10 protein-coding genes are annotated in these 15168 nt (G+C 63.3%); 5 read left to right on the top strand and 5 right to left on the bottom strand.

All coding sequences use genetic code 11. The features are described 5' to 3' along the window. Positions 1–124 precede the first annotated feature (124 nt). Entirely contained in the window at positions 125–757 is a 633-nt protein-coding gene (locus tag LMG28727_RS06535; RefSeq protein ID WP_201641502.1) for a TetR/AcrR family transcriptional regulator, read from the top strand. A 159-nt stretch (positions 758–916) separates the two neighbouring features. Here the strand turns inward: LMG28727_RS06535 and LMG28727_RS06530 are convergent, their stop codons facing one another. After that, entirely contained in the window at positions 917–2194 is a 1278-nt protein-coding gene (locus LMG28727_RS06530) for a polyhydroxyalkanoate depolymerase (protein ID WP_201641501.1), read from the bottom strand. Between the two features lie 180 nt (positions 2195–2374). After that, complete coding sequence (locus LMG28727_RS06525; RefSeq protein WP_201641500.1) at positions 2375–4255, bottom strand: glycoside hydrolase family 15 protein; 1881 nt, start codon at positions 4253–4255, stop codon at positions 2375–2377. 242 nt (positions 4256–4497) lie between these two features. Here LMG28727_RS06525 and LMG28727_RS06520 point away from each other — a divergent pair, with 242 nt between their 5' ends. Further along, entirely contained in the window at positions 4498–4743 is a 246-nt protein-coding gene (locus LMG28727_RS06520) for a hypothetical protein (RefSeq protein WP_201641499.1), read from the top strand. A 297-nt stretch (positions 4744–5040) separates the two neighbouring features. Here LMG28727_RS06520 and LMG28727_RS06515 read toward each other — a convergent pair whose 3' ends face one another. Further along, on the bottom strand, positions 5041–5193 hold the full coding sequence (locus LMG28727_RS06515; RefSeq protein WP_168793077.1) for a DUF3096 domain-containing protein: 153 nt from the start codon (positions 5191–5193) through the stop codon (positions 5041–5043). A gap of 233 nt (positions 5194–5426) precedes the next feature. Here LMG28727_RS06515 and LMG28727_RS06510 point away from each other — a divergent pair, with 233 nt between their 5' ends. After that, positions 5427–6716, top strand: a complete 1290-nt coding sequence (locus LMG28727_RS06510) for a lactonase family protein (protein ID WP_201641498.1) — start codon at positions 5427–5429, stop codon at positions 6714–6716. 208 nt (positions 6717–6924) lie between these two features. On the opposite strand, the gene LMG28727_RS06505 is transcribed toward LMG28727_RS06510, so the two are convergent. Both LMG28727_RS06505 and LMG28727_RS06500 read right to left on the bottom strand, forming a co-directional pair. Beyond that, a complete protein-coding gene (locus LMG28727_RS06505; RefSeq protein ID WP_201641497.1) occupies positions 6925–12396 on the bottom strand; it encodes a DNA translocase FtsK in 5472 nt (1823 codons plus the stop codon). 233 nt (positions 12397–12629) lie between these two features. Continuing rightward, the gene (locus tag LMG28727_RS06500) at positions 12630–13169 is read right to left on the bottom strand and encodes an META domain-containing protein (RefSeq protein ID WP_201641496.1); all 540 of its coding nucleotides are present in this window, start codon (positions 13167–13169) and stop codon (positions 12630–12632) included. A gap of 413 nt (positions 13170–13582) precedes the next feature. Between LMG28727_RS06500 and purT the strand changes: the two genes are divergently transcribed. Both purT and LMG28727_RS06490 read left to right on the top strand, forming a co-directional pair. After that, positions 13583–14797 carry a formate-dependent phosphoribosylglycinamide formyltransferase gene (gene purT, locus LMG28727_RS06495; RefSeq protein ID WP_201641495.1) on the top strand — a complete coding sequence of 405 codons (1215 nt, stop codon included), beginning with the start codon at positions 13583–13585 and terminating at the stop codon, positions 14795–14797. Between the two features lie 118 nt (positions 14798–14915). Continuing rightward, positions 14916–15128, top strand: coding sequence for a DUF6726 family protein (locus LMG28727_RS06490; protein WP_236591637.1), 213 nt, complete (start codon positions 14916–14918; stop codon positions 15126–15128). Positions 15129–15168: the final 40 nt, after the last annotated feature.

The following is a 15168-nucleotide window of genomic DNA, read 5'->3' as shown; positions in this document are numbered from 1 at the left end:
TTCGAAAGACCGCAGAAGGGTGTCCCCCAACCATGGCGCGCCCCGTTCAGTGCTGCCGGTGCAAGGTCCGAGGAGAGACCGGCGGCACGACCCGGATAACGCGGCTCACGAAGACGATGCCACCATGAATCAGCCGAAAATCAAAAGAGATCCTGAAGGCACGAGGCGCCGCATTTTGCTCGCGGCGGCCGAAGAGTTTGCAAATGGTGGGCTATTCGGCGCGCGCGTCGATCAGATCGCCCGCCGCGCGGAAACGAATGAACGCATGCTGTATTACTACTTCGGTAGTAAGGAGCAGCTTTTCACTGCCGTTCTCGAGCACGCTTTCAGCGCGCTCAATGAGGCGGAACGTACTCTCGAACTGAACGGCATTGCGCCGGTCGAGGCGGTCACACGTCTCGCGCATTTCGTTTGGGATTACTACCGCGATCACCCGGAGTTGCTGCGGCTCATCAACAACGAGAATCTGCATGAAGCACGCTACATGCAGAAGTCGACGCGCATCCGCGAAATGATCTCGCCGATCGTCGCCACGCTCGGCGGCATTCTCGAACGTGGTCAACGCGCGGGGCTGTTTCGTACCAACGTCGATCCGTTGCGCTTTTACGTGACGTTGTCGGGCATGGGTTACTACATCGTGTCCAACCGCTTCACGCTCGAGGCAACGCTCGGCCGCGATTTCAGCAGTGCGTCTGAACGCAGCGAAGTGATCCAGATGAATACCGAGTTGCTGCTCGCGTATCTATTGCGGAAGTAGTGGGGCGGCGTCAGCGGCGCTGCTAACGTGCGAGCTTTAAAAGCAGCGGCGTTAATCGCCCATTAACCAGCAATGTTCGCAAACAACAACGGCCTCGAAAGAGGCCGTTGTTCGAACTGCTATGCGCAACTGCTATGCGCAACATCACCTGGAATTGACTCAGGCTTCGACTTTTTCCTTCACAACCTTGGGCGCCTTGTTGTGCTCAAGGATGAATTCGCGCAACTGCGGATAAATGATGGTGCGCCAGCGGCGTCCCGAGAAAATGCCGTAGTGTCCGCATTTTTCCGCCGTGAAGTGACGCTTGTCCTGCTGGGGAATACCGGTGCACAGATCGTGCGCGGCATAAGTCTGGCCGTCGCCGGAGATGTCGTCGAGTTCGCCTTCGATCGTGAAGAGCGCGGTCTTCGTGATGTCCTGCGGCTTGACCCGTTCACCCGCAACGTCCCACGTACCCTCGGCCAGACGGAATTCCTGGAACACCACGCGAATCGTGTCGAGGTAATAGTCCGCGTCCATGTCGAGCACAGCGTTGTACTCGTCGTAGAAGCGACGATGCGCTTCCGCGTCGTCTTCGTCGCCGCGCAGCAGGCTCTGGTAGTAATCCCAGTGCGAAGCGGCGTGGCGCTCCGGGTTCATCGCGACAAAACCGGTGTGCTGCAAAAAGCCCGGATACACCTTGCGGCCCACGCCCGGATAGTTAGGCGGCACCGTGAAAATCACGTTGTTCTCGAACCATTCGTACGAGTGCTGCGTGGCGAGCGAGTTGACCGAAGTCGGGCTCTTGCGGGCGTCGATCGGGCCACCCATCATCGTCATGGTGCGCGGCGTGTCTTCGCCGCGGCTCGCCATCAGCGAAATGGCGGCGAGTACCGGCACGGTCGGCTGACATACCGAGATCACATGCAGATTTTTCGCGCCGATGTGGCGAATGAATTCCTGAATGTACGCGACGTAATCGTCGAGACGAAACTCGCCGGCTTCGAGCGGCACCATGCGCGCGTCGATCCAGTCGGTCAGGTAGACCTTGTGGTCTTGCAGCAACGTGCGCACGGTGTCGCGCAACAGCGTGGCGTGGTGTCCTGACAACGGCGCGCAGACCAGTACGACCGGCTCGTCTTTCAATTGAATGACAGCGTCGCTGTCGTCCGCGAAGCGCTTGAAGCGCATCAGGCGGCAAAACGGCTTTTCGACAATCGTTTGTTCGATGATCGGAATGTTGTGGCCGTCTTTAACAATTTGATGAAGATTGAACTCGGGTTTCTCGTAATCTTTACCAAGCCGGTAAAGAAGTTCGTAACCGGCTGACAGGCGCGTGGCGCCCGGCACATAGGCCAGAGGACTGGCAGGATTCGCGAATGATTTCGACGCGGCCTGGGCCCAGGCGGTGAGGGGGCTCAACATCGCCCGCTGGAATTCATGCAATTGGTAGAGCATAGGTGCTCCGTTTTAAGCGGTTCGCATGGGGCTTCGCAAACACGCGTGAGGCGTTGTGGCGGGCCATTTTGGTTGTGGGCACATTGATTTTCGGCCGACAGTCTGATCGATCATATCGAACAACGCGTACTTGTGCAATGCAGCAATTTGCATCGGAAGTGCATGCAAACTGTCACTGAATCATGCTAGTGGCGATGTTGCTGTGCCGCTATTGGGAATTGCCTCAGCCTCAAGTTCCGAGTCTGTCAGGCCGTTATGAGGCGGCTGACCGGTGGCCTGTGCCATCTCCTGTTCGTGCTTCATCAGATTCAGGCCGGTGTGCACCAACGCCACATGCGAGAACGCTTGCGGGAAGTTACCAACCAGACGTTTCGCGGCCGGATCGTATTCTTCGGCGAGCAAACCGACGTCGTTGCACAGCGCGAGCAGTCGCTCATACATCGCAATAGCTTCGTCGATACGGCCTTGCAGCGCCAGGTTGTCCACCATCCAGAACGAACACGCGAGAAACGTGCCTTCTCCGGGCGGCAGGCCATCGTCGAATTCAGTGGTGCGGTAGCGCATCACGAAACCGTCGTGCATCAGGTCGCGTTCGATTGCCGCCACCGTGCCCTTCACGCGCGGATCCTGCGGCGGCAGGAAGCCGACCATCGGCATCAGTAGCACGCTGGCGTCGAGCTGATCGCTGCCGTAATACTGCGAGAATGCGTTGAGCGCCGGATTCCACGCTTTCTCGCAGACCTCGGCGTGGATCTTGTCGCGGATCGCGCGCCACTCGTCGAGCGGCCCGTCGAGCTTGAACATCTCGGCCGAGCGGATCGCCCGGTCGAACGCGACCCATGCCATCACTTTCGAGAACGTGAAATGCTGGCGGCCGCCGCGGGTTTCCCAGATGCCTTCGTCAGGCTCCTGCCAGATCGTGTCCAAGTGTGTCAGCAGCGAGCGCTGCACGTTCCATGCGGTGTCGTCCGCCTGCAGACCGCCGACGCGCGCCAGGTGCAGTGCGTTCATCACTTCGCCGTAGACGTCGAGCTGACGCTGGCCGACCGCGTTATTACCGATGCGCACCGGACTCGCACCCTGGTAGCCCGGCAGCCAGTCGATTTCAAACTCAGGCAAGCGCCGTTCGCCGGCGATCCCGTACATGATCTGCAATTGCTCTGGCGCGCCGGCCATCACGCGGCCGAGCCAGCTTCGCCACGCGCGTGCTTCGTCGTAGTAGCCGCCGCGCATCATCGCGAGCAGGGTGATGGTGGCGTCGCGCAGCCAGCAGTAACGGTAGTCCCAGTTGCGCGTGCCGCCGAGCTGTTCCGGCAGCGACGTGGTGGGTGCGGCAACGATCCCGCCGGTCGGTTCATAAGCGAGCGCCTTCAGCGTGATCAGCGAGCGGCGGATCGGCTCAGCCCAGCGGCCTTCCACCGTGCTGCGCGCCGACCATTCGAGCCAGTGATTTTCGGTGCGGGCGAGCGAGGTGTGCGGATCGCGCGCGGGCGGAATGCGCAGATGCGACGCTGCATAGGCGAGCGAAAACGGCACGCGCTCGCCCTCACTGACCGTGAATTCGGCGACCGTCTTCATGTCTTCGCCGCGCAGTTCGACCGGTGTGCGCAGCACGGCGGTATCGGGTCCGACGATCGCCTTGATGCCGCTGTCGTGCTTCAGCCGATCGACCCACGGAATCGAAAAGCCATAGTCGAATCGCAGCACCAGTTCCATCTTCATCTTCACGGTGCCGCGTTTGCCGACGACGATCCGCACCATCTCCGACCAGCCATTGCCGGGCGGCATGAAATCGATCAGCGTGACGGCGCCTTCGGGCGTCTCGAAGTCGGTTTCGAGAATCAGCGTTTCGCCGCGATAGCGGCGCGTGATGGTGGGCGGGGTGTCCGTGACCGGGGCGAGCAGCCAGCGGCCGTTGTCGGGCGTGCCGAGCAGCGCCGCAAAGCAGGCGCCGGAGTCGAAGCGCGGCCAGCAGAGCCAGTCGACGGAACCGTCGCGTGAGACGAGCGCGGCCGTGTGGCCGTCGCCGATGAGCGCATAGTCTTCGATAAGTGCAGGCATGGATCAACGTATCGGTTACGACGCGCGGCCCGGGCCGCGGCGTCTCGGGTGAGGGTTATTACGGGACTCGCGCCATGCGCTTTGGTTCGTTCTGATTTTTCGGGCAATGCGGCAAAACGCGAGTTGGTAATCTGTGAAACCACTGCCTACAATCGGATTTCAAGCCGATGCCCGGAGCCTTCCGGATCATGACTCGGCCTTGCCCATGGCGCATGCAGACGCCGTTTCCGAGGACGAAAGCTATGCTGAACCCATCGAAAGCCGATTGCATCAAGATTCTTTCCGCTGCGAGTGAACTGAACGACGATTCGATGCTGCCGCTCGATCATGGCCGCCTCGGCCTGAGTCGCAATGGCATGCTGGCTGCGGCCGCATTCCTGGTCGAACGCGCTTGCTTCCGCCGTTATCAGCAAGGGGCGGGCCAATATACGGTCGGCGGATTGTCGTTGCAGGGGCGGCTGCGGCTCGATCAGTTGTCGAACGGCTGATTGATCGCGCAACGCGAGCCGCGCTGTCCGGAGGAGCTGGTATCCACACGTCGTCAGGTTTGCTCATAAGCCGATGCGCTTATCGCGAGTGTGGTGGGTATCGCTCATCTGCCAGGTCTTTCCTGCTGGTTTCATCGCTGCATCGAGCGGCCCGCGTTGTCACGCCCGTTTCACGACGGCGACGTCGACGCCACTTTCAGTTCAGGACCGCACCGGGCCAGCGCCGCACCCGGTTGCGTTCCTTGCGACTGTCTTTCAGCGGCTGCGTTTGGCCGCTCGTCTAACGATTGCTGCCGCTCAGAAGTGCGTCGAGCCCACGCCGAAGATTCCGATGATGCCGATGATGATCAGATAGAGCGCGACGATGTAGTTCAACAGGCGCGGCATGATGAGAATCAGGATGCCGGCGATCAGCGAAACGAGCGGGCCCAGACTGAGTGTGACGTTCATGAAGACTCCGTAGTGTGATTCGCGTAAGGACGCGATTGAAAAAATTCCCCGTCGATCGGGGTAATGGCTACCCATGCGCGCTGAATACCGAATACGGGTAACGGGTTTCGCTGCATGATCCAACCTACGCTTTTATACTTGCTTCGATAAGAACAACGCTCGATTCACCGCGCGGCAGACCAGAGACACCATTACAACTGCTTGTATCCAAATACTTGATGTCAGGAGGTCCTATGCTTCGTCGTCGTGCTGCTGCGCGTGTTGTTTCGAGTTCTCTTTTGCCTGCCACCGCAGATTCGTTGCGCGTGGTGCGGTCCGCACCTCGGCGTTCCGCGCATTCGATCATAAAAGGTTTCGCGCTGCTGGTCTCGCTGGTTGCATCTCATGCGTTTGCGCAAGATTCCGGCCCGGTGCCCGCCGACGGCGTCTACGACATGCTGGTGGGAACCTACACGGCTGGCAAGAGCGAAGGCATCTACGTCTATCACTTCGATACGAAGACGGGCGCGGCGACTCGCGTGTCGGTGGCGCAGACGGTCAATCCGTCGTTCCTCGTGGTGAGCCGCGACCGCCACTTCGTCTATGCGGTCAATGAGTTGCCTGGCGACGATGGTCCGGCCACGCAACGCGGCGGTATCAGCGCGTTTCGTTTCGATCCTGCACAGGGACAACTGTCGTTCATCAACAAGGTGTCGTCGGATGGCAATGATCCTTGTTATCTGAGCTTCTCGCCGGACGGCAGGTATCTGCTGACCGCGAACTACTCGGTCGCCGCCGACCCGGGCGGCAGCTTCGCGGTGTTCCCGTTGCAGGCCGATGGTCAGGTTGGCACGTCGGTGCTCACCGTGCATCACGAGGGCGGTGGTCCGGTGAAGGGACGCCAGGATAATTCGCACGTTCACTCCACCGTGTTTTCGCCGGATGGGCAGTATCTGTTCGCTCAGGATCTCGGCGTCGACAAGCTGTTTTCATATCGTTACACGCCGGATGGCGATCACGGTCCGGTCGTGCCGACCGACTGGCGTTACACGCCGCAGAAGGCCGGTACGGGTCCGCGTCATCTGATCTTCGGCAAGGACGGCAAACACGCGTATTTGACGAGCGAGCTGGCCGGCACGGTCACCACGTTCGACTATCACGATGGCCGCCTGACGCAGCAGCAGGTGGTTTCGCTAACGGAGCCAGGCTTCAAGGGCGCGGTAGGCGGTTCGGCGATTCACCTGTCGCCGGATGGACGCTTCGTGTATGCGTCCAATCGCGGCGACGCGAACGAGATCGTGACCTTCGCCGTCGATCCCGCTAATGGGCATCTGAAGAAGATCGGGCATCAGTCGAGCCTTGGCAAATCGCCGCGTGAATTCGCCATCGATCCAACTGGCAACTGGTTGATCGTCGGCAATCAGAACAGCGACACCGTCTATGTGTTCAAGCGCGATCAGCAGAGCGGCTTGCTCGATCCGACGCCGAAGCAGCATTTCGAACTGGGTTCGCCAGTGGATTTCAAGCTGGTGTCGCCGTCGTGACGCGGTAAGTGTCGGGCGCGCGTAATCTGAACGCTGAACGCGCGCGAAATGACAAACGGGCCGCTCGTTTTTGCGAGCGGCCCGTTTTGCTAGGCGGTTCTGCTTTAGCGCATTGCCTCAGGACTGAGTTTTACGCCGTTGTGTGGTGACAGAGTGCGCAGTGCCGTGCAGTGCGCAGACAGGTGTCGAGGCCGAACGGCGTGCTGCACTATTCCGCGGGTCCAGGCGCAAGCACTTCACGGCTGCCGTTGATGCTCATTGCCGACACGAGTCCAGCTGTCTCCATCTGTTCGACCAGACGCGCCGCACGGTTATAACCGATGCGCAACTGCCGCTGCACCGACGAGATCGACGCGCGTCGAGTGCGGACGACGAACGCGACCGCCTCGTCGTACAGCGGATCGGCTTCTGCGTCCGCCGCTTCGCCGAATAGGTCTTGGGCCGCGCCGCCATCGGTGGTCGGGCCGTCGAGAATGCCTTCCTCGTACTGCGGCTCGCCGAACTGCTTCAGATACTCGACGATCCGATGCACTTCCTCGTCGGCGACGAACGCGCCGTGCACCCGTTGCGGGTAGCCAGTGCCGGGAGGCAGGAACAGCATATCGCCCTGACCGAGCAGCGACTCGGCGCCCATCTGATCGAGGATCGTGCGCGAGTCGATTTTCGACGATACCTGGAACGCGACACGGGTCGGAATGTTCGCCTTGATCAGCCCGGTGATGACGTCGACGGAAGGCCGTTGCGTCGCGAGAATCAGGTGGATGCCGGCGGCGCGTGCCTTCTGTGCGAGCCGCGCGATCAACTCTTCGATCTTCTTGCCGGCGACCATCATCAGGTCGGCCAATTCGTCGATCACGACCACGATCAGCGGCAGCGGCGCGAGCGGCTCGGGCGCTTCGGGCGTCAGCGAGAACGGGTTGCCAAGCTTCTTGCCCTTGGCCTCGGTATCGCGAATCTTCTGGTTGAAACCGGCGAGGTTGCGCACGCCGACCGCGGACATCAGCCGGTAGCGCTTTTCCATTTCGCCGACACACCAGTTCAGCGCGTTGGCCGCCAGCTTCATGTCGGTGACGACCGGCGCGAGCAGATGCGGGATGCCTTCGTAGACCGACAACTCCAGCATCTTCGGATCGATCATGATCAGGCGCACTTCCTCGGGCGTCGCCTTGTAGAGCAGCGAGCAGATCATCGCGTTGATCGCGACCGACTTGCCCGACCCGGTCGTGCCCGCGACCAGCATGTGCGGCGCTTTGGCCAGATCGGCGACGACCGGGTGGCCGGTGATGTCCTTGCCCATCGCGAGCGTCAGTTGCGAATGCGAGTTCTGATAGACGCTCGCTTCGAGGATCTCGGACAGGCGGATGGTCTGCCGCTTCGCGTTCGGCAATTCGAGGCCCATGCAGGTCTTGCCGGGAATCGTTTCGACGACGCGAATCGACGTGAGGCCGAGACCGCGCGACAGGTCCTTCATCAGGCCGACGATCTGACTGCCGCGCACGCCGAGCGCCGGTTCGACTTCGAAGCGCGTGATGACCGGACCCGCCGACGCGCCGACCACCGTGACCGGCACCTTGAATTCCTGCAGACGCTGCTCGATCAGCAGACCGGTCTCGATGAGCTTTTCTTCGGAGACGGATTCGATGTCGGTATCGGCGGGGGCGAGCAGATCGAGTGTCGGGAGTTCGACCATCGACGCGGCCGGCGCGCGGAATTCGAAGCCATTGGTTGGGGCGTGGCCGCGCAGCGGCGGGCGCTGGATCGCGGGTGGTTCGGGTTGCGGCTCGATAGTCGGTTGAGCGGCTGCGAGGGGCGAGGCCGATGCCGGCGCCGGATATCCTGGCGCGATGGGGGGGCTGTCGGCTGCTGTGGCGGCTGCGGGTGTGGCTGGCGCGGCGAAGGTTGCCCAGGGTGCGGATGCTGTGAGTGCCGTGGATGCTGCTGCGATGGTCGAAGCGACTGGAGTCGCCGGAGTCACTGGAACTTCGGTGGCTGTCGGGGCTGTCCAGGTCACAGCGGGCGGCGCGTCGGCTGGGGATGCGGGGACCGAGGAAACGATTGGAGCTACCGGAGTTGCCGAAACGAACGGAGTGACCGGATCGGTTTGGACTACGGGTGCTACTGGAGTTTCAGAGGCCGCTGGGGGCGCCTGAATTTCCGGAGCCGCTGCATTGGCCGGGGATGCTGGAATTGCCGAAGCGACCAGAGTGACCGGAGCGGCTTCGACTACCGAAGCCCTTGGGGTTGCCTGAATTTCCAGAGCCGCTGCATTGACCGGGGATGCTGGAATTGCCGAAACGACCGGAGTAACAGGAGTGGCCTGGACCACCGAAGCCGCCGGAGTTTCAGAAAGCGTTCGAGTCGCCTGAATCTCCGGAGTCGCTGCATCGGCTAGAGATGCCGGAATTGCCGAAGCGACCTGAGTTGCCGGAACGACCGGAGCCAACGGAGCGGCCTGAGCCACCGAAGCTTCGGTGGTTGTCGAGGTTTTCCAGGTCAACGGGGACGCCGGATCTGTCGAAGCAAATGCATCCGGCGGCGCCACTGGCATCCCGATGGCCGTCGGCGCAGGGCTCGGCTTCACATCCGCGGGCTCAACGAAACGGACCGGCTCCTCAGCAACAACCATCGGAACAGCGGGCGTGGGCTGAGCCGTGAGGCGAGGGAATCGGACCACGTTCGACGCCTGCACGTCCGCACTTTCCGGCGCCACATCCGCGACTGTGCCCGCGATATTCGCCATCAGCGATTCCAGTTCGCGCGGCGATTCCGACGCGGCAAATTCATCCTCTTCTTGCGGTGCTTCCAGCATTGTCGACACGTCCGGCTGCGCGGGCGGCGCCCACCTCTCCGTTTCGTGCGACGCGGCAGGCTCGCTTGCCCGCTCGACATCATGTTGCGACGTCGCGCCATGCAATGTGGACGCGGCTTTGTCAGTCACGTGGCCACGCTCAATCGGCGACGCGCTCGACAACCCCGCTGCCTGCTGCGATGTCACGGGCGCCACATCGGTTTCCCAAGGCGCAAGCCCGTCATCGCTAACGACTTCAGCGGACGGCACGGGCGCTTGTATCGTCACCGGATTCGCGAAGTGCGGCTCAGTGACCGGAGTGGCTTCGGCCGAAAAAGTCGGCGCGGCGGTAGCCGATGGCGTCGCAGCCGTCGGGGCGAGTGCAGGGGAACGCTCGGCAGCATGAATTGCCGGCGTTTCAACGGCGGCGACCGGCTGCGAGCGGGAAGCGATGGGATCGATCGATATCACCGGTTCATCGTCGACCGATGACACGTCCGGTTGCGCATCGTCAGCCTGCAACTGGGCGGCGAAAGTTTGGAACGGCGTCGGAGTCGACGCGGGCGGCATGTGACGCGGTACGGACGTGGCAGGTGCATGCGTAGCCGCCGTAGCAGGCGCAGATGCCTCAGATGCCTCAGATGCCTCAGATGCAGGAGACGCCGGAGATGCCGGAGATGCCGGAGATGCCGGAGATGCCGGAGATGCCGGAGCGGAAACTGCCGACGAACCATTCGCAGACGCCGCCGGAACGTATGCCGTCGGAACGTATGCCTCAGGCGCGGCGGCGATCGACGGCGACGTGACGACCACGGGTGCCGCAGTCACGAACGTAGCAGACGCGTCCGTAGCGTCCACACGCTCAGGTATCGGCATGACAGGCGCAGCCGGCACAAATGCGCCGACCGCACTCCCAACTGCCCCAAACGGATTCGACGCTACCCCGGTATCCGCGAGCGCATGTTCAGCAGCCGAAGCAGCCGAAGCAGCCGAAGCAGCCGACGCCGTGGGCGCGGTTGTTATCGGCGTCGGAATATGGATGATCGGCGGCTCGATTGGCCACTGGACGACGGGCACGTTGCTGGTCTCGACCACGGGTTCAACCGTGGCCTCCATGCCAGGCATTTCAACAGACGGTGTTTCGATCGCCAGCGACTCGACCGGCAACTGCGGCAACTGCGACGACAGAAATTCCGTTGGCTCTTGCTCAACGATCTCTTGCAATGGAGCGCTCACCGTCGCCGCTGAAGCCGGCTCGCCAGCCCCAGCCCCAGCCCCAGCCCCAGCCCCAGCCCCAGCCCCAGCCCCAGCCCCAGCCCCAGCCCCAGCCCCAGCCCCAGCCCCAGCCCCAGCCCCAGCCCCAGCCCCAGCCTCAGCCTCAGCCTCAGCCCCAGCCCCAGCCCCAGCCCCAGCCCCAGCCAACAGCGCATCCCCATTCCACTGCCCAGCTTCAAACGGGACGCCAGCGCTCGCATCGCCCGCGGTCATCGCTTCTTCAATACCGCGATTGCGCGCAAGACTCACGCCGGCCAGATCGGTCCAGCGAGCCGCGTTTTCCGCAATGCTGCGAAGTGTTTCCTGGACGCTCGCGGGAGGTGTGACTTTCTGGGTCGTTGCCATGGGGCGCGTATAGGCCGGCGCCGTCCGTCGGACTCCTGCTGCCGGGTTGATCCCTGCCGGTTGCTGGGCCGCCTGAAACGGTTGACGAGGCGCGCCAGCACGGTTAGCCGGAGCTGCCAAGCCCGCTGGCGAGCCCAGAATCGACGTCGGACGGGCAGGCGCCTGGGCAGCTCTTGCCATTGAACCCGCACTGGTGGACAACGCGCCAGAAGCAGCGCGTGCCGCCGTCGATCCATATACCGTTCGCGCGGCTGCGGCTGCGGCCGCGGCCGCAGCCGGTGCCGCCGCGCTCGCGCTCGCACTCGCCACACCCGCCGCCGCAGCAGCCAATCCCGCGCCACCACCCAACGATCCTGCTGGCCGCTGCTCGCCAGCCGGGCGGCGTCCGGCTTGCAGGGCGGCGTCACGAGTCGCAACCCCCGCTGCGTCCAGTCCGGACTTCGCCCCATTTAAAGACGCAGGCGCACGCGGCGCCGGATCGCGCAGCCATCCCGCCGGCGCAACCGGCTCGGTCGGCATGAACGCAGCGCGGTCCATATTCGTCGTCTGGATCGGTGCCGGACGCGCTGCGTGGGTCGCGCCCGTGCGCAGCACTGGCTCGGCTTGCACCGTCTGACTGCGCGGCGCCGCAGCGCCAGTTCGCCAGCTGGCCCCAGCGCCAGGCGCCGACGCGTCTCTCGCCGCCGCAATTGCGCCCGCGCTATTGACACCTGCAGCCCCACCAGCCGCGCTTACGCCGCCAGCCGCACCGCGTCGATGAGCCGGCGGCCGCCAGACGGTAGGCCGCGCATAGCGCCCGTTGCTTTTCGGCGCCATCGTATTGGTCGCAGGCGAAACGTGCGACGGCAAATCATCGTCGATACTGCGATGCCGCCGCGCTTCCTCATCACGCCTCGCCAGACCGCGCGACAAACCCAGGCCGAACGCACCATCCGCCCACACGGCAAAGTCGCGCCAGCGGAAATCGATCAGCCAGGGCAGGCTGATCAGGAACAGCGCCAGCGCCGCGAGCGGCGTGCCGACATGACCCAGCAGATGACCCAGACCCGCGGCCAGCGCATGACCGAATCCATTGATTCCCGCCACGCCGATCAGCGAAGCCTCCAACGTGCAGCTTGCCAGCATCACGCAGACGAAGCCGAGCCAGAGGCGGATCGTGCCGGGGCCGCGCAAACCTGCGCCGCCCGGCAGCACCGACTTCACGAGGCGCCACAAAAGAGGAATAAACCAGACGGCTGACCCGCCGAACCAGCCGAAAACTACCGTGTGCATGCTAGACATCAACGAATGACGGACGCGCGATAACGCAATCCGTCGAGATTAAACCGCGAAGCCCGATGCTTCGAAGGCCGACGCAAGTATGCTTGCGTCCAATAGGAAAGCGGACCGGTGAGTGACCCACAGTCGGCGAAAAACAACGGCCGATGAAACGGCGACATTGTCATCACCCGTGCCACCACTACGACCCGGCAATCCGCCATTTAATTCCGCGCTGCCCGGTCCGCCTATTCGGTGACGCGGTCGAAGGTCAGCGTGTCGCCATCTTCGAGCACCAGTTGCATCTGTTGCGGCGCACGCATCTGCACGCCGGTGCGATCGATATGTGTCAGCGCATCCAGAAACGAACCCTCGATCTTGCCGCCCGGCGTGGCGCACGCCATGCGTGTGCCGCCCAGCGTGCCGAAGCTCAGTTGGCCGTCTTTCAGCGCATACGAACCCATGAAGCGATTGCAGCCGGAAAACCCGCTGGCGTGGCGCTGGCCTTTAGCGGTTGACAGCGTGAGGCTGATCGGCTCGCCCTGATCCGCCGATGGAATCGCGCGTACCGTGCCGTCCGCCTGTTTCCAGGCGCTCAGCACCCAGCTGGTGTCGTCGAGCAATTGCGCGGCGGCGGGATTGAAGGGGTCGGGCGCGGCGGCCTCGGAGTCGGGGTGTTTCGGCATCGCGCAGGCGCTCAGCAGCGCGGCGAGGCTCAACGCGGCGATGGCCGCGCGCGCATGGGGAGTGACGCGCGCAATCAGTCGCGCGGAGGAGCTTTGGAGCATGACGTCGTTCCTCTTCAAACAGGCGAAGGCGTAAGGGTAACGCACTAAGCTTGCCGCGCGCGAGCCTGACAGCGCGCAGCGAACTTATTGCGAGTGATCGGGAGCGGCGGCAGGCAGCGCAGCCGCCGCGCCCTCACGCGCAGATGAAATGGCGGTCTCGATGGACACCGCGCAGCGAGCGGTCCGCGCGGTGTCCGTGCCCGATTGCCGGTGCGTGGTGCGTGGTGCGTGTCGGTTCGCCCACGCGCAACGAACGTGATGCAAGCAGCACGCAGGCGAAATGCAAACGGGATGAAACAGTGGTCAGATGCGTTTGCAAACCGCGACCGTACACAGCGTACGCATCGGGGTGCGCATGTTAACATCGTGTTCTAGGCAATCCCACTCTCATCCGACTTTTTTCTGGAGACCCCATGCAGATCGGCCAACGGATCGGCACGCCCCTTTCTGAATCCGCCACGCGCGTCATGCTGCTCGGCGCCGGCGAGCTCGGCAAGGAAGTGATCATCGCGCTGCAACGGCTGGGCGTCGAAGTGATCGCCGTCGACCGTTACCCGAACGCGCCGGGCCATCAGGTTGCGCACCGCTCGCACGTGATCGACATGACCGACCACGCCGCGTTGCGCGCGCTGGTCGAGCAGGAACGCCCGCATCTGATCGTGCCGGAGATCGAAGCGATCGCCACCGACGCACTCGCGGCGATCGAAACCGACGGTCTCGCCGAAGTGATCCCGACCGCGCGCGCCACCCAACTGACGATGAACCGTGAAGGCATCCGTCGCCTCGCTGCCGAAGAACTCGGCTTGCCGACCTCGCCGTACGCATTCGCCGATTCGCTCGACGAACTGCGCGCCGGCATCGCCAAGGTCGGCTACCCGTGCGTGGTGAAACCGGTGATGTCGTCGTCGGGCAAGGGCCAGTCGGTGCTCAAAAGCGACGCCGATGTCGAACCCGCGTGGCAGCACGCGATGGCGGGCGGCCGCGTAAATCACGGGCGGGTGATCGTCGAAGGCTTTATCGACTTCGAATACGAAATCACGCAACTCACGGTGCGTGCCATCGACCCGGCAAGCGGCGAAGTCAGCACCTATTTCTGCGATCCGATCGGCCACGTGCAGGTGGCGGGCGACTACGTCGAATCGTGGCAGCCGCAGCCAATGAGCCCGCTCGCGCTCGAACGTTCGCGCGAGGTCGCGCACAAGGTGACGGCCGCGCTCGGCGGCCGGGGCCTGTTCGGGGTGGAACTTTTCGTGCATGGCGACGACGTATGGTTTTCGGAAGTGAGCCCGCGTCCGCACGACACCGGTCTGGTCACGCTGTCCTCGCAACGCTTCTCGGAGTTCGAATTGCACGCGCGCGCGATCCTCGGATTGCCGGTCGATACGTCGTTGCGGGCGCCGGGCGCGTCGGCGGTGATTTATGGCGGCCTCGACGAGGCGGGCATTGCGTTCGAAGGCGTTGCCGCAGCGCTGGCGGTGCCGAACGCGGATCTGCGCCTGTTCGGCAAGCCGGAGAGCTTCGTCAAGCGCCGCATGGGCGTGGCGCTTGCAACCGGCGAGAACATCGACGAAGCACGCTCGCGCGCAAAACAGTCGGCGGCGGCGGTGCGGCCGGTGTCGGCGAAGTAATGGGTGGCGGCGCGCTGAAAGCGTAAGCCGCGACTTGCATGACCCGCGCGCGGCAGTCTCGCCGCGCGCGTAATCTGAGTACCGGAAGCCTGTCGGGCTTCCTGGCGTAGAGGTGTGTATGGCGCTGGAATCCCGCAAGACCATGCGGCGCAGTAGGGTAGGTCGTCTCGGCGCACTGGGTGTATTGCTTGCACTCTGTTCGGCTGTGAGTGGATGTGGTCTCGCTGCCGCGCCGTGCCGGATTGCTTCCGCGGGTCTGAAGATCGTGCCGGTAGTGGGCCATGTCGCCGCCGCGCCGACCGACGCATGCGCGGGCGCTATCGATCCATAAGCGCTCGATCAGCAACTCATCGGCGATCAACGATCGCAGC

The organism is Paraburkholderia metrosideri (genome assembly GCF_904848625.1).
In the GTDB taxonomy this organism is placed as follows: domain Bacteria; phylum Pseudomonadota; class Gammaproteobacteria; order Burkholderiales; family Burkholderiaceae; genus Paraburkholderia; species Paraburkholderia metrosideri.
Note: the sequence above shows the minus strand (reverse complement) of the source record. Positions and strands in the feature narration are given on the sequence as shown.